Raw genomic sequence first — 15,019 nt, forward strand, 5'->3', positions numbered from 1 at the left:
CGAAACCGGTGCTACGGCACCGCTCGGAGCAGTGCGCCCGCGTGCGGCGGCAGGGTCAGCCCGTCGGCGTCGATGCTCGCCGCCGTCGGCGTCGTGAACAGCAGCTCGCCTGCTGCAGGAAGAGTCGCCGGCGCCGTCCCGACGTTGACCGCGATCAGAAGGGCATCGCGGCGGAGGGTGAACACCCGCGTCACCTCGTCGGCGGTCGCCGAGAGCGACGAGAACGACGGATCGGTCAGCTCGGGGAGGCTGCGTCGCAGGTCGGCCAGCTGCCGGTAGACCGCGAGCAGACGCGAGTGCCGGTCGCGAGGGAGCTCCGACCAGTCCAGCTTCGAGTGCTCGAACGTCGCCGGGTCCTGCGGGTCGGGCACCTCGGCCGGATCCCAGCCCATCCGTTCGAACTCCTCGATCCGGCCCTCCGCCGTGATCCTTCCGAGTTCGGGCTCGGGGTGGGAGGTGAAGAACTGGAACGGCGTCGAGGCGGCCCACTCCTCGCCCATGAACAGCATCGGCGTGAACGGCCCGCACAGGGTGAGGAGGGCCGCGCACGCCAGCTGGTCGTCGTCCAGCTGCTCGGTCAGCCGGTCGCCACGCGCACGGTTGCCGATCTGGTCGTGGTTCTGGCTGCACACCACCAGCCGCCAGGTCGGCATGTGGGCGGTGTCGACCGGGGCGCCGTGGTCACGCCCGCGGAACGACGACCAGGTGCCGTCGTGGAAGAACCCCTTCTCGCAGACCTTCGCCAGGGACGAGAGCGGCTCGAAGTCCGCGTAGTAGCCGGACGTCTCACGAGTCAGGGCGACGTGCACGGCGTGGTGGAAGTCGTCGCTCCACTGGGCGTCCAGCCCGTAGCCACCCCCCTCGCGCGGCGTCACCAGCCTGGTCTCGTTGAGGTCGGACTCCGCGATCAGCGTGAGCGGTCGCCCGAGGTGCGCCGACAGCGCGGCGGTCTCGATCGCCATCTCCTCGAGGATGTGCACGGGGGAGGAGTCCGCCAGTGCGTGCACGGCGTCCAGCCGGAGCGCGTCCACGTGGTAGTCGGCGAACCACATGTGCACGTTGTCGAGGATGAACCGCCGCACCTCCGCCGATCCTTCGTCGTCGAGGTTCACCAGGTCGCCCCAGGTGCTGCGGCCCTGCTTGAGGTACGGGCCGAAGAGCGGCAGGTAGTTCCCTGACGGGCCGAGGTGGTTGTAGACGACGTCCTGGACCACGCCCAGGCCGGCGGCATGGCAGGTGTCGACGAACCGCTGGTACGCCGGCGGGCCGCCGTACGCCTCCGTCACGGCGAACCAGTCGACGCCGTCGTACCCCCAGTTGTGCGTGCCGTTGAAGGCGTTGACCGGCATCAGCTCGACCAGGTCGACGCCGATCGACCGCAGATGGTCGAGCCTCTCGATCGCCGAGTCGAGGGTGCCGTCCGGCGTGAAGGTGCCGAGATGCAGCTCGTAGAGCAGCGAGCCCGGCAGCTGCCGGCCGGTCCAGGACCGGTCGCTCCAGGCGAAGCCGGAGGGCTCGTAGGTCTGCGAGCGCTGGTGGACGCCCGCCGGCTGGCGCCGCGACCGGGGATCGGGACGCGGCACGTCCGAGTCGTCGATCAGATATCCGTAGTCGAGAGGTCCCTCCGCCGGATCGGGAACGTCACCGTCGGGGACCCACCAGTCGCCCCCCGAGCGGCTCATCTCGACGATCGCATCTCCTACCGACAGTCGGACGCGTCTCGGAGTCGGTGCCCACACGGCGAAGGGCACGTGCCGGCTCGTCCAGAGGCTCATGCGCCCTCCCGGATCAGCAGCCCGACCGGGTAGTCGGCCAGCAGCTCGTGGAGCGGAGCCTCTCCGGCGTACTCGCGTCCCGTGAGCAGGTCCGCCCAGGTGCCGTCCGGGAGCGGCAGCACGGTCTGGCCCCACCCACGTGCCGCGAGCCCCACCGGCAGCCGCGTGGCCACGGTCAGGACACCGCCACGGTCGAACGCGAGCGCGTGCGCGGCGGCCTCTCCGCGGGCGTGGACCGGCCGGTACGTCGTGAACCGGTGCGGCAGGTTGCGCCGCAGGGTCAGTGCGGCCTGGGTGACGAGCAGCTTCGCGTCGCCGCGGTCGTCGAGGCGTGACGTCAGCACCGGCCGGTCTCCGGCCAGCACCCGCGCGAGCACCTCTCGGCGTACCGCATAGTCCACCCGGCGGCGGTTGTCGGGGTCGACGAGGGACTGCTCCCACAGCTCGCTGCCCTGGTAGACGTCGGGCACCCCGGGCATCGTCAGCGCGACCAGCTTGGCCGAGATGCCGTTGCTCCAGCCCGGAGCCACCACGTGCTCGAGGAGGTCGTCCAGGACCGCTTTCACGGCTGGGCTGCGGAACGCGGCATCGACGGCCGCATGGACGGCGTTCTCGTAGGCGGGCTTCGGAGCCGTCCACGACGTCCGGTCTCCCGCCTCGCGCATCGCCTTCTCGGCGTAGGCGTGCAGACGCTCGCGCGACGCGGGCCAGGCGCCGAGGATCGCCTGCCACAGCAGGTTTCCGAACGACGGGTCGGGGACCGGCGCCAAGGACAGGAGCGTCTCGAGCGCGTCGGTCCAGAGCTGCGGGACCTCCGCGAGCACCGCGATCCGTGCGCGCACGTCCTCACCGCGCTTGGTGTCGTGCGTCGACGTCGTGGTCATCGCGTCCGGTCGTTCGCGCTGGCGGGCGGCCATCGCCGCGTGGAACTCCTCGACCGACAACGACCACTCGCCGGGATCGCCGCCGACCTCGGTCAGCGAGGTGAGCCGCGAGGTGCGGTAGAACGCGCAGTCCTCGACACCCTTGGCCATCACCGCGCCGCTGGTCTGCTGGAAACGGAGTGCCGCCGGCTGCGCCGGGTCGGTGAGCACCGGCTCGAGCACGTCGTACGTCGGGACCAGCTCGGGCCGGCGTCGGCGGGCGTCGGAGAACGCCGCTCCGAGGTACGCGCGACCGTCCGGCAGGTACGACCGGTAGACCGGGAAGCAAGCGGTCAGCTCGGCCAGCGCGTCGAGCACGGACGGGTCGTCGCCGGCGCCCGCCTCGCGGGCCACGCGGCGTACCTCCGACCCGAGGATCCCGTCGGCCACGGCCCGCTTCGTGTCGTGGATCAGCTCGTGCCAGTCGAGGGCTGCGCCGCGCAGCCGGGTCTCCAGTGCCGTCAGCGGCTGCTGTCCCGCCGGGGCGGTGAGCACCCGGTCGATCGCGCCGAGCACGTCGTAACCCGTCGTTCCTGCGGTCGCCCAGGTGGCGACCAGGTCCTCGCCCGGCTCGAGGATCTTCTCCACCAGCACGTAGGCACCACCGGTCAGCCCGCGCAGGTCGTCGAGGTACGCCGCGGGGTCGCGGAGACCGTCGGGGTGGTCGACCCGCAGCCCGTCGACGAGACCGTCGTCGAACCAGCGGCGGATCTCGACGTGCGAGGCGTCGAAGACCGGCCGGTCCTCGACCCGCACGCCGGCGAGGGTGTTCACCGCGAAGAAGCGCCGGTAGTTCAGGTCGTTGTCGGCGCGTCGCCAGTCGACGAGCTCGTAGTGCTGCTTCTCCAGGTCGTCGGTGCCGTCCGCGAGGGGGAAAACGTGATCGTGGTAGCGCGCCACCCCCTCACCGGTGTCGACCTCGACCGCGGCGGTGCCGTCGTCGCCGAGGACCGGGATCCGCACCCGACCTCCCCCCGCGTCCCAGTCGATGTCGAACGCGTCGGCACGGTCGGACGAAGGGCCGTGCAACAGGACGTCCCACCACCACGCGTTCTCGCGCGGGGTCGCGATCCCCATGTGGTTGGGCACGATGTCGACGAGCACGCCCATGCCGAGCCGCTTCGCCTCGGCCGAGACCGCGGCGAGCCCGTCGGCTCCACCGCGGTCGGGGTCGATGATCGCGTGGTCGACCACGTCGTAGCCGTGGTCGCTCCCCGGCTCGGCCTTCAGCAGCGGCGAGAGGTAGACCCAGTCGGCGCCGAGGTCGTGCAGGTAGCCCAGGGCGGCGGCCGCGTCGTGCAGTGTGAAGCGCGCGTTGACCTGGAGCCGGTACGTGCTGCTCGGAACCCGCATCGCCCGGTCGTACCCCGGCGGCCCGGAGGTCATCCGGTCGCAGCGCCTCGGTTGTTCTGCTCCTGGGCCGCCACCGACGCTGCAGCCGACGTGTCCGGTGCGGCCGTAGGCGCGGTGTGCTCGCGCAGCACCAGGACGCTGCGCCCGGAGAGGACGCAGGACGTGCCCGCTGCGAGCGGCTCATCGGTGCGCTCGGTCCCGGCGGTGTCGATGGCGACGTCCCACGCCGCGGCGTACTCCTCGGGCGGCAGGGTGAGCGGCACGTCGTCGGCGGCGGCGTTGAAGTACAGCAGGAAGTGGTCGTCGTCGACGTGTCGCCCGCGCGAGTCGGGGCTGGTGATGCCGTGACCGTTGAGGTACATCCCGATCGACCGCGCGTCCGGCGCGTCCCAGTCGTCCGGCTCCATCGGCCGCCCGTCGGGATGCAGCCAGAGGATGTCGTTGAGCCGTTCGCCCTCGCCGCTACCGGTGCGCACCGAGGTGCCGGTGAAGAAGCGACGGCGTCGGAACGTCGCGTGGTCGCGGCGCAGGGTCGCGACGCTCGCGGTGAACTCGACCAGCGGCTCGTCCAGGTCGTCCCAGTGCAGCCACGAGATCGGGCCGTCCTGGGCGTAGGTGTTGTTGTTGCCGTCCTGGGTCCGGCCGGCCTCGTCGCCGTGCAGCATCATCGGCACGCCCTGGCTGAGCAGGAGGGTTGTGAGGATGTTGCGCTGCTGTCGCGCGCGCAGAGCCAGGATCGCCGGGTCGTCGGTGGGGCCCTCGACGCCGCAGTTCCAGGAGCGGTTGTGGCTCTCGCCGTCGTTGTTGTCCTCGCCGTTCGCGTCGTTGTGCTTGTCGTTGTAGGAGACGAGGTCGCGCAGGGTGAAGCCGTCGTGCGCGGTGACGAAGTTGATCGAGGCGACGGGTCGCCGCCCTGACTGTTCGTAGAGGTCGCTCGAGCCGGCCAGCCGGCTGGCGAAGTCGCCCAGGGACGGCTCGCCCCGCCAGAAGTCGCGCACGGTGTCGCGGAACTTCCCGTTCCACTCGGTCCACTGCGGCGGGAAGCCGCCGACCTGGTAGCCGCCGGGCCCGACGTCCCACGGCTCGGCGATCAGCTTCACCTGGCTGACGACCGGGTCCTGCTGGACGAGCTCGAAGAACGTCGACAGCCGGTCGACGTCGTAGAACTCCCGCGCCAGCGCGGCGGCGAGGTCGAAACGGAAGCCGTCGACGCGCATCTCGGTCACCCAGTAGCGCAGCGAGTCCATGATCAGCTGCAGGGAGTGCGGGTGGCGGACGTTCAGGCTGTTTCCGGTGCCGGTGTAGTCCATGTAGTAGCGCAGGTCGTCCTCGACGAGCCGGTAGTACGCCGGGTTGTCGAGACCCTTGAAGCTCAACGTCGGACCGAGGTGGTTGCCCTCGGCGGTGTGGTTGTAGACCACGTCGAGGATCACCTCGATGCCGGCCGCGTGCATCGACCTCACCATCGACTTGAACTCCTGTACCTGCTGGCCGAGCTGGCCGGCCGCGGCGTACTCCGCGTGAGGTGCGAGGAAGCCGAGCGTGTTGTATCCCCAGTAGTTGCGCAGTCCCTTGTCGAGCAGGGTGCTGTCCTGGACGAACTGGTGCACCGGCATCAGCTCGATCGCGGTCACGCCGAGCCGGGTCAGGTGCTCGATGACCGATGGGTGGGCGAGGCCGGCGTACGTCCCGCGCTCCGCCTCCGGCACGTCGGGGTGCAGCTCGGTCAGCCCCTTGACGTGCGCCTCGTAGATCAGCGAGTCGGCGTACGGCGTGTTGAGGCGACGGTCGCCCTCCCAGTCGAAGAACGGGTTGATGACGACGCCGAGCGTCATGTGCGCTCCGGAGTCGTCGTCGTTGCGCGAGTCCGGCTTGCCGAAGTCGTAGCCGAACAGCGACTGGTCCCAGTCGATGTCGCCGACGGTCGCCTTCGCGTAGGGGTCGAGGAGCAGCTTGGCGGGGTTGCAGCGCAGACCCGTGGTCGGGTCGTAGGTGCCGTGCACGCGGTAGCCGTAGCGCTGTCCCGGCTGCACCGACGGCAGGTAGCAGTGGTGGACGAACGCGTCGACCTCGGTCATCGGGAGGCGCGTCTCCTTCCGGGCGTCGTCGAAGAGGCACAGCTCGACCTGCTCGGCCACCTCGCTGAAGACCGCGAAGTTCGTCCCGACGCCGTCGAATGTCGCCCCGAGGGGGTACGCCGTACCCGGCCAGACGTCCACCCGTCGCTCCCTGTCGTCAGGATTTCGTCACCGGCGACCCGTTGTCGGATCAGGGGGAAGCCGGGACAGTTCCGTCATGAACGATACGGCGTACGACTTCACCGGGCTCAGCGCGCTCTTCATCAACTGCACCCTCAAGCGGTCGCCGGAGCCGAGCAACACCCAGGGCCTCGTGGACGCCAGTCGCGCGATCATGGAGAAGCACGGCGTGCACGTCGACGTCGTCCGCGCGATCGACCACGACATCGCGGCCGGGGTCTGGCCGGACATGCGCGAGCACGGCTGGGAGACCGACGCGTGGCCCGAGATCTTCGAGCTGGTGAAGGCCGCACACATCCTGGTGCTGGCCGGGCCCATCTGGCTGGGGGACAACTCCTCGGTGATGAAGCAGGTGCACGAGCGGCTCTACGGCGGGTCGCACCTGCTCAACGAGAAGGGGCAGTACCTCTACTACGGGCGGGTCGGCGGGTGCCTGATCACCGGGAACGAGGACGGGATCAAGCACTGCGCGCACAACGTCCTCTACACGCTGCAGCACATCGGTTACACGATCCCGCCGCAGGCGGACGCCGGCTGGATCGGCGAGGCCGGGCCCGGCCCGTCGTACCTCGACCCCGGGAGCGGCGGCCCGGAGAACGACTTCACCAACCGCAACACCGCCTTCATGACCTGGAACCTGATGCACCTGGCGAAGCTGCTGAACGACGCGGGCGGCGTGCCGGCGTACGGCAACCAGCGCTCGGAGTGGGACGCGGGCTGCCGGTTCGACTACGAGAACCCCGAGTACCGCTGAGGGTCTGTGAGGCGGCTGCCGAGAACAAACTGGCATACAGACCGGAGCGGGGGTCGTCCGTTGACTCCGGTCTCTGTGCCAGTTAGTTGTCGGCCGCTCGCTCAGTAGTCCTGCGGCTGGGTGAAGAAGCGGTTCGGGTCGTACGTCGCGCGCACCCGGGCGAGGCGGGCGGCGTTGGCGCCGAAGTAGGCCCGCGGGTAGTCGGTCAGGGAGCTGTCGGCGTAGTTGACGTAGGCGCCGGTGCCCCAGCTCGGGGTCATCGCGGTGCGGAAGCGGCGCACGTACGACGTCGCGGCGGTCGCCGGACCCGAGTCGTACGTCGCGGTGTACTGCACCGTGGCCGACGCGCCGCGGTGGCCGAACGCCGTCCCGCTCGCGCCGACGTCGTCCACCGCTCCGCCGAGGGCGTCGATCGAGACGCCGGCCTCCTTCAGACCGCTGCTCTGCGCGGCGTCCACCCGGGCGAGCAGTGCGCCCATGTCGACATCGGCGCGGTCGATGACGTGCGAGGTCGCGGCGAACGCCTCGCGGTCGAGGGCGCCGCCGGGACCGGTGTGGCACCGGCCGACCGGGATCGACGAGCAGCCGGCGTAGGTGAGCATCGTGTCGAGGTAGCTCGCGGTGCTGCGGGAGTCGGTGGACGGCGCGGGCACCTGCGACAGCAACGGCCTCAGCGCGGCATCCATGCCGGACGCCGGACCCGTCCAGGTCACCGACATGAACAGGGCCGGCCCGCTCGGGTGGGTGCGCCCGCCGAGCAGCTTGAGGGTGGCCCAGAGCCGAGGGTCCGCGCCCGGGATCGTCCGCAGCCACTGCGGCACCACCTGGTCGGCTGCTGAGAAGGGCCACGCGAGATAGGCCCGGGTGATCGTCGGCGCCGCGAACGTCTTGAAGCGGAACGACGTGACCACGCCGAGGTGCCCGCCTCCGCCGCCGCGGAGCGCCCAGAAGAGGTCAGGCTCCTGGTCGGCGCTCGCGGTGACGACGCGGCCGTCGGCGAGCACGACCTGCATCGCGGTGACCGCGTCACAGGTGAGCCCGTACGCCCGGGTGAGGACGCCGACACCACCGCCCTGGGTCAGGCCGGCGATGCCGACGGTCGGGCACGACCCACCGGCGATCCCGCGGCCGCGCGTGCCCAGCGCGCCGTACACCTGCACGAGTGAGGCGCCGGACCCGACCCTCGCGGTGGTGCCGTCGAGCGAGATCCCGTTCAGCGGGCGGACGTCGACGACCAGCGCACCGTCGCCGGCCGACCACCCTGGGTAGCTGTGGCCGCCCGAGCGGATCGCCACCCGCACGCCGTGTTCCTGGGCGAACGCGAACGCCGTGGCGACGTCCTGTGCGTTCGCCACGGAGAGGACCGCGAGCGGCCGGGCGCCGTCGTACCGAGGGTTCTGGACCAGCCGCAGGGCGTCGTACGTCGAGGAGCCGGGGCGCGCGAGGGTGCCGTCGACGTGCGCGGCCAGGCGTTTCCAGTCGGAGGCGGCTGGTGGCCGCACCGGGGCTGCCGAGGTGGTGGTGGGCCGGACGGGTGGTGCCGGCGTGTCGGCCGGCGGCGAGGCGTTCTGGGGCGCACAGGCCTCGAGGACACCGAACGCGCCGGCGACCCCACCGGCCAGCACCGTGCGTCGCGCGAGCCCGCGTCGGGGATCGACCACGACATCAGCCTAGGGAGCCGATCTCCGCAAGCGCCGCACACGGACGTCCGGGTCGTGCTGAGATGTGTGATCACTCCCCGCTCGGGGACCGATCGGGGAGGGCCGGATGAGAGTCTGGACGAGGTACGCCGCGACGGCGGCGCTGGTGCTGACGGCGACGACGGGCTGCGGCGGTGGGAGTGACTCCGGGGGCGCCGCCCATGCGCGGCCGTTCTCTGAGCAGTCGGTCGGCGCGGTGCTGAAGGCCGCCCGGGCCGACATGCGCAGTCTGAAGGCCGCGCGCATCACCGGGACCACCACGGGGTCGAACGGTCAGCAGGAGATCCTCGACATCCAGGCGGATCGGCGCGGCCACTGCCGAGGAACGATCACCGAGTCGGGCATCGGAGGGGCGACCTTCCTGGCGACGAACGGGAAGGTCTGGCTGAAGGGGGACGTGGCATACCTGGCCGAGCAGATGTCGTCGTACGCACGGGCGGAGTCGATCCTGAGACGGATGCACAACCGGTGGCTGGAGGTCGACGGCGGGGAGATCGGGTCGTGGTGCGACCTCGACCACTACGTCTCGTCGAACGAGAAGCTCATCCGCTCCCACAACCGCGAGGTCAAGGGGGTCGGCGAGGTGGCAGGTGAGAAAGCCGTCCTGGTCGCCTCACACAAGGACGGCAACCAGCTGACCGTGTGGGTCGCGGAGACGTCCCCGCACTACTTCCTCCGGGTGGCCCTGTCCGACCAGGCCGGATCCGATCTCGTGGCGGTGTCGTTCTCGAAGTTCGACGAGCCGCTCGAGGTCGAGGCCCCGCCCCCGTCGCAGGTCCTGCGGATCGGGGGCTCCCGGGCTTAGGTCGGTGAGGCTTGCCTTCCTTGAAACACCGCGGGGTGGCTGGGAAGGATTTGTACAGTGAGCATGGAGATCGGGACCGACGAGAATCCCCAACATTGGCACGACGAGATCGGTGAGGACGTCGGCAACCGCCTGAACTGGCTGCGGGCCGGTGTGCTCGGCGCGAACGACGGGATCGTCTCGGTGGCCGGCATCGTGATGGGCGTCGCGGGTGCGACGTCCGACAGGTCCCCGGTCTTCGTGGCCGGGATCGCGGGACTGGTCGCGGGGGCTCTGAGCATGGCGGCGGGGGAGTACGTCTCGGTCAACGCACAGCGGGACTCGGAGCAGTCGATGCTGGCGATGGAGGCCGAGGAGCTCGAGAAGATGCCCGAGACCGAGATGCGCGAGCTGGCGAAGATGTACGAGCGCAAGGGCCTGAGCCGCGAGACCGCGCGCCGGGTCGCTCAGGAGCTGACCGCGCACGACGCGCTGGCCGCACACGCCGACATCGAGTTCGGGATCGACCCGGAGAAGCTCACGAACCCGTGGCATGCGGCGTTCGCCTCGATGGTGGCGTTCACGGTCGGTGCCTTGCTGCCGCTGCTCGCGATCACGCTGTCGCCGCTCGGCGCCCGGGTCTGGGTCACCGTGGCCACCGTCGTCGCCGCCCTGGCCGTCGCGGGGTTCATCCAGGCGCGGCTCGGCTTCAGCCCGTGGGGCCGGGCGGTGGTCCGCAACGTGGGCGGTGGTGTCCTGGCGATGGTGGTCACCTACGCCGTGGGGTCGGTCGTCGGCACGCACGTCTGAGCCTTCCGCGATGCGGATGTTCGCGGCGGTGGTGCCGCCTCCGGACGTGGTCGAGCACCTGGACGCCTTCCTCGACGTACGCCGTGAGGCCGTGGCGTTCCGCTGGGCGCCGGTGGAGCAGTTCCATGTGACGCTGGCGTTCATGGCCGACGTACCGGACCGGAAGCTGGACGACCTGGTGGAGCGGCTCGGCCGCGCGGCCTCGCGTCGTACGGCGTTCGCGTCGGCGATCGCGGGAGGTGGCGCCTTCCCGAACGTCGGCCGGGCCCGGGTGCTCTGGGCCGGGCTCGAGCTCGACGATGGCGGGCGCACCGAGCTGTCCCGGATGGCCGCCGGGGCACGAGCCGCGGCGAACCGGGCCGGGGTACCGGTCGACGGGCAGAGGTTCCGTCCTCACGTCACCGTCGCGCGCCTCGGCCACCCGGTCGAGGTCACCCCCTGGGTGCGGCTGCTCGACGCCTACCGGAGCCCCTCCTGGAGCGTCGACCACGTGACCCTGATGGCCTCCTACCTCGGCGAGGGACCGCGCAACCGCCCCCGCTACGAGGTGGTGCAGGAGTTCGGTCTGTCCCGATAGTCCCTGACAAGATGGTCGCGGTCTCCGGTCCGGGAGGGACCACCTTGTCAGGGACTACCCCGCCCGGTCTGTGGACAACACCACGCCGGTGAGAGCTGAGATGGGTGGGCCTCTCGGGTGTCGTGCCCTAGGTTCGACGCCGTGAAGATTGCTGTGGCCAAGGAAACCCGGGACGGCGAGGCACGCGTCGCGGTGGTGCCCGAGCTGGTCGGCAAGCTGACCGGGCTGGGGTACGACGTCGCCGTCGAGCCCGGCGCGGGACTGCACGCGCTGATCGCCGACGGGGAGTACGCCGAGGCGGGCGCGACCGTCGACGACGCCGCGTTCGAGGGCGCCGACCTCGTGGTCTCCGTGCAACCGCTGAGTGCCCAGCAGATCCGGGGGCTGGCCCGCGGAACCACGACCATCTCGTTCCTGCCGGTCAACCAGGAGCAGCAGACGGTCGTCGAGCTCCGCGACGCCGGCGTCACGGCGCACGCCGTCGAGCTCATCCCGCGCATCTCGCGGGCGCAGTCCATGGACGGTCTCAGCTCGCAGGCCCTGGTCGCCGGCTACCGCTGCGCGATCGTCGCGGCCGGCATGCTGCGGCGCTTCTTCCCGCTGAACATGACCGCCGCCGGCACCGTCCAGGCCGCCGAGATCGTCGTCCTCGGCGCCGGCGTCGCCGGGCTCCAGGCGATCGCGACGGCCAAGCGGCTCGGTGCCGTCGTCCGCGCGTACGACGTGCGCGCGGCCGCCGCGGAGGAGATCCGGTCGATGGGGGCCAAGGCGATCGAGCTCGATCTCGAGACGCTCGAGGGCGCCGGTGGTTACGCCCGGGAGATGACCGAGGACCGTGCGGACCGCCAGCGCGAGCTGCTCACGCCGTACATCGCGGCCGCCGACGCCCTGATCACCACCGCCGCCGTTCCCGGACGTCCGGCTCCGCTGCTGGTGACGCGCGACATGGTCGAGCAGATGAAGCCGGGCTCGGTCGTGGTCGACCTCGCCTCCGAGAGCGGCGGCAACGTCGAGGGCTCGGTGGCCGGCGAGGTGGTCCGTATCGGCAACGCCCAGGTCTGGGGGGGCCGCAACGTGCCGAGCCAGATGCCGGGGCCGGCGTCCAAGCTGTACGCCCAGAACGTCGTCAACCTGGTCACCCTGATGACCGCCAAGGACGACGAGGGGAGCTCGGTGTTCTCGCCCGACTACGCCGACGAGATCCTCTCCGGCAGCTGCGTGACCCAGGACGGCCGCATCGTGCACGAGCCGACCCGGGAGGCGATCGAGGGGGCGCCGGCGCCCGAGCCCGAGCCTGCGGCGACCTCGGACGACGTACCGGACGAGCCCTCGGCTCCTCAGGACCCACAGCTCGATCTGCCCTACGACCAGGAGGCCGACCAGTGATCCTCGCGACCGGAGTCGTCTGGCTGACGATCTTCGTGCTCAGTGTCTTCGTCGGGATCGAGGTGATCTCCAAGGTGTCCTCGACGCTGCACACACCCTTGATGTCGGGCGCGAACGCCATCCACGGGATCATCCTGCTCGGCGCGATCCTGGTCACCGGCACCACCGACAACAACCTCGCACTCGTCGTCGGGCTGATCGCGATCGTGCTGGCGTCGGTGAACATGGTCGGCGGGTTCGTGGTCACCGACCGGATGCTGCAGATGTTCAGCCGGCGCAAACCGGCGCAGAAGCCCGCACTGCCGCAGAAGGACGAGTCGACGGGTGGGGCCGCCTGATGCCTGTCTGGATCCAGCTGGTGTACCTGGCGTGTGGCATCTGCTTCATCCTCGCCCTCAAGGGCCTGTCCGGGCCGAAGACGGCTCGCAACGGCAACATCCTCGGCGCGATCGCCGCCGTCGTGGCCTGCGTGACGCCGTTCTTCTGGGCCGACCTGCACTTGAAGCACGTGCCGCTGATCATCGTCGCGATCGCGATCGGCACGGTCGGTGGCGTGTACGGCGCCCGCACGGTGCAGATGACCCAGATGCCGCAGATGGTGGCGCTGTTCAACGGCGTCGGCGGCGGGGCCGCGGCCCTCGTCGCGCTGCTCGAGCTGCACGACATCGTCGAGGCGGGCGGCCACGAGAGCTGGTTCAACCTGGCGGCCACGGCGTTCACGATCGCCGTCGGGTCGGTGTCGTTCGCGGGCTCCTGCGTCACGTTCGCGAAGCTCCAGGAGCTGATGACGTCCCGGCCGGTGGTGTTCCCCGGGCTCCCGGTCCTTTTCGGCGGCTCCCTGGTCGCGGCGGTCGTGCTCGCCGTACTCCTCGTGAACGACCCGCAGATGTGGACCGGCATCGTGCTGGCCCTCGTCGGGCTGCTGGTCGGGCTGCTGCTGGTGCTGCCCGTGGGCGGTGCGGACGTCCCGATCGTGATCTCGCTGCTGAACGCGTTCACCGGCCTGACCGTTGCCGCCGGCGGCTACGTGCTCTCCAACGTGCTGCTGCTGATCGGCGGCACGCTGGTGGGCGCCTCCGGTACCTTCCTGACCCTGCTGATGGCCCGGGCGATGGGGCGCTCGGTGACCAACATCCTGTTCGGCGCGCTCAAGGGCGGCTCCACGCTGGGTGCGGGCGAAGCCAGCGACCGGCCGGTGAAGAGCGTCAACCCCGAGGACGCCGCGATCATGCTGGGGTACGCCGACCGCGTGATCATCGTGCCCGGCTACGGCCTGGCGGTGGCCCAGGCGCAGCACACCCTCCGCGAGCTCGTCGACGTCCTCGGCGAGAAGGGCGCGCAGGTCGACTACGCGATCCACCCGGTGGCCGGCCGGATGCCCGGACACATGAACGTGCTCCTCGCCGAGGCACAGGTGCCCTACGAGCAGCTGCGCGAGATGGACCAGATCAACGGCGACTTCAAGGACGCCGACGTGGTCCTCGTGGTCGGCGCGAACGATGTCGTCAACCCGGCCGCGAAGACGACCCCCGGAGCCCCGATCTACGGGATGCCGATCCTGAACGCCGACGAGGCCCGCCAGATCATCTTCATGAAGCGGTCGATGCGCCCCGGGTTCGCCGGCATCGAGAACGAGCTGCTCTTCGACGAGAAGACCTCGCTGCTCTTCGGCGACGCCAAGGACTCGATGGGCAAGCTGCTGAACGCCGTCAAGGCCCTCTGAGCCACGCGGACGTCATACGGACGGAGCCGTCTTTGCCTCCCTCCGTATGACGTTGTGGGCGGTCGCTCGTTGTCAGGGCATGAGTCAGAACGACGACGAGGACCCGATGCTCAAGCCCGATGGGCATCGGTATGAGAAGCCGGAGTCCCGGGAGACCCGGATCAACAAGGAGGTCGCCTACGCCGTCGGAGGCATCGTGGTCATCGTGCTCGCGGTCCTGATCGCGACCGGCACCGTGCCCATCTTCCCGGGGGGCTGATCGCCCTCGGGGACAACGGGAGAGTGGTGTGCCTGAGGACGGGCCATGGACCGTTCTCAGGCACACGACCTCCGCAAAGGCCCCGACCTCACTCCGCGAGGCCGTACAGCCGGTCCCCGGCGTCGCCGAGGCCGGGCACGATGTAGCCCTTGTCGTTCAGCCTCTCGTCCATCGCCGCGGTCACCACCGTGACGGGAACGTCCAGCCCCGCGAGCTCGTCCTCCAGCCGTCGGCACCCCTCGGGCGCCGCCAGCAGGCAGATGGCGGTGATGTCGTCGGCCCCTCGGTTGGTGAGGAACCGGATCGCCGCGGCCAGCGTGCCCCCGGTGGCGAGCATCGGGTCGAGCACGTAGCACTGCCGGCCGGCGAGGTCGTCGGGCAACCGCTCGGCGTACGTCGAGGCCTGCAGCGTCTCCTCGTTGCGCATCATCCCGAGGAACCCGACCTCAGCGGTGGGCAGCAGCTTCATCATCCCCTCGAGCATCCCGAGGCCCGCCCGCAGGATCGGCACCACCATCGGCTGCGGCGAGGAGAGGCGGACGCCCGTGGTCGGCGCGACCGGCGTGGTGATCTCGTACGGCTCGACGCGGACGTCTCGGGTCGCCTCGTAGGCCAGCAGTGTGACCAGCTGGTCGACCAGCCGCCGGAACGTCGGCGAGTCCGTCCGCTCGTCGCGCAGGGCTGTGAGCTTGTGGGCGACGAGCGGGTGGTCGACGA

Annotated in this window: 13 protein-coding genes; 8 read left to right on the forward strand and 5 right to left on the reverse strand. The window is 70.6% G+C overall.

Annotated features, from left to right (window positions below):
• Positions 1–11: 11 nt before the first annotated feature.
• The 3 genes from treZ to glgX are packed head-to-tail and all read right to left on the reverse strand — an operon-like array spanning position 12 to position 6,270.
• A complete protein-coding gene (gene treZ, locus VGK78_RS19575; protein WP_331529420.1) occupies positions 12–1,775 on the reverse strand; it encodes a malto-oligosyltrehalose trehalohydrolase in 1,764 nt (587 codons plus the stop codon).
• Positions 1,772–4,084, reverse strand: a complete 2,313-nt coding sequence (gene treY, locus VGK78_RS19580) for a malto-oligosyltrehalose synthase (RefSeq protein ID WP_331529421.1) — start codon at positions 4,082–4,084, stop codon at positions 1,772–1,774. The genes treZ and treY overlap by 4 nt, the downstream gene beginning before the upstream one ends.
• Positions 4,081–6,270: a glycogen debranching protein GlgX gene (glgX, locus tag VGK78_RS19585; RefSeq protein ID WP_331529422.1), complete on the reverse strand. Its 2,190-nt coding sequence runs from the start codon at positions 6,268–6,270 to the stop codon at positions 4,081–4,083. Before glgX ends, treY begins: the two co-directional genes overlap by 4 nt.
• 76 nt (positions 6,271–6,346) lie before the next feature.
• Between glgX and VGK78_RS19590 the strand changes: the two genes are divergently transcribed.
• Positions 6,347–7,063: a flavodoxin family protein gene (locus tag VGK78_RS19590; protein ID WP_331529423.1), complete on the forward strand. Its 717-nt coding sequence runs from the start codon at positions 6,347–6,349 to the stop codon at positions 7,061–7,063.
• Between the two features lie 101 nt (positions 7,064–7,164).
• Here the strand turns inward: VGK78_RS19590 and VGK78_RS19595 are convergent, their stop codons facing one another.
• Positions 7,165–8,724 (reverse strand): FAD-binding oxidoreductase, encoded by a 1,560-nt coding sequence (locus VGK78_RS19595; protein ID WP_331529424.1) that lies wholly within the window; start codon positions 8,722–8,724, stop codon positions 7,165–7,167.
• Positions 8,725–8,830: 106 nt separating this feature from the next.
• On the opposite strand from VGK78_RS19595, the gene VGK78_RS19600 reads away from it, so the two are divergent.
• From VGK78_RS19600 to VGK78_RS19630, 7 genes are all read left to right on the forward strand, one after another.
• A complete protein-coding gene (locus tag VGK78_RS19600) occupies positions 8,831–9,568 on the forward strand; it encodes a hypothetical protein (protein WP_331529425.1) in 738 nt (245 codons plus the stop codon).
• 63 nt (positions 9,569–9,631) lie between these two features.
• A complete protein-coding gene (locus VGK78_RS19605; RefSeq protein ID WP_331529433.1) occupies positions 9,632–10,357 on the forward strand; it encodes a VIT family protein in 726 nt (241 codons plus the stop codon).
• A gap of 10 nt (positions 10,358–10,367) precedes the next feature.
• Positions 10,368–10,934 (forward strand): RNA 2',3'-cyclic phosphodiesterase, encoded by a 567-nt coding sequence (gene thpR, locus VGK78_RS19610; protein WP_331529426.1) that lies wholly within the window; start codon positions 10,368–10,370, stop codon positions 10,932–10,934.
• A gap of 141 nt (positions 10,935–11,075) precedes the next feature.
• Positions 11,076–12,320, forward strand: a complete 1,245-nt coding sequence (locus VGK78_RS19615) for an NAD(P) transhydrogenase subunit alpha (protein WP_331529427.1) — start codon at positions 11,076–11,078, stop codon at positions 12,318–12,320.
• Positions 12,320–12,658 (forward strand): NAD(P) transhydrogenase subunit alpha, encoded by a 339-nt coding sequence (locus VGK78_RS19620; protein WP_414690713.1) that lies wholly within the window; start codon positions 12,320–12,322, stop codon positions 12,656–12,658. The genes VGK78_RS19615 and VGK78_RS19620 overlap by 1 nt, the downstream gene beginning before the upstream one ends.
• Complete coding sequence (locus VGK78_RS19625; RefSeq protein ID WP_331529429.1) at positions 12,658–14,043, forward strand: NAD(P)(+) transhydrogenase (Re/Si-specific) subunit beta; 1,386 nt, start codon at positions 12,658–12,660, stop codon at positions 14,041–14,043. Before VGK78_RS19620 ends, VGK78_RS19625 begins: the two co-directional genes overlap by 1 nt.
• A gap of 79 nt (positions 14,044–14,122) precedes the next feature.
• Entirely contained in the window at positions 14,123–14,302 is a 180-nt protein-coding gene (locus VGK78_RS19630) for a hypothetical protein (protein WP_331529430.1), read from the forward strand.
• A gap of 88 nt (positions 14,303–14,390) precedes the next feature.
• Here VGK78_RS19630 and upp read toward each other — a convergent pair.
• The coding region (gene upp, locus VGK78_RS19635) for a uracil phosphoribosyltransferase (protein WP_331529431.1) at positions 14,391–15,019 on the reverse strand (629 nt) is incomplete at its 5' end.

The sequence above is a fragment of the Nocardioides sp. genome (genome assembly GCF_036503465.1).
In the GTDB taxonomy this organism is placed as follows: Bacteria; Actinomycetota; Actinomycetes; order Propionibacteriales; family Nocardioidaceae; genus Nocardioides.

What these genes read in the sequence shown, in the direction of transcription:
- treY (WP_331529421.1), bottom strand. Translation starts at nt 4,084, where the DNA reads ATGACCTCCGGGCCGCCGGGGTACGACCGGGCGATGCGGGTTCCGAGC.
- VGK78_RS19625 (WP_331529429.1), top strand. Translation starts at nt 12,658, where the DNA reads ATGCCTGTCTGGATCCAGCTGGTGTACCTGGCGTGTGGCATCTGCTTC.
- treZ (WP_331529420.1), bottom strand. Translation starts at nt 1,775, where the DNA reads ATGAGCCTCTGGACGAGCCGGCACGTGCCCTTCGCCGTGTGGGCACCG.
- thpR (WP_331529426.1), top strand. Translation starts at nt 10,368, where the DNA reads ATGCGGATGTTCGCGGCGGTGGTGCCGCCTCCGGACGTGGTCGAGCAC.
- VGK78_RS19590 (WP_331529423.1), top strand. Translation starts at nt 6,347, where the DNA reads ATGAACGATACGGCGTACGACTTCACCGGGCTCAGCGCGCTCTTCATC.
- VGK78_RS19630 (WP_331529430.1), top strand. Translation starts at nt 14,123, where the DNA reads ATGAGTCAGAACGACGACGAGGACCCGATGCTCAAGCCCGATGGGCAT.
- VGK78_RS19600 (WP_331529425.1), top strand. Translation starts at nt 8,831, where the DNA reads ATGAGAGTCTGGACGAGGTACGCCGCGACGGCGGCGCTGGTGCTGACG.
- VGK78_RS19605 (WP_331529433.1), top strand. Translation starts at nt 9,632, where the DNA reads ATGGAGATCGGGACCGACGAGAATCCCCAACATTGGCACGACGAGATC.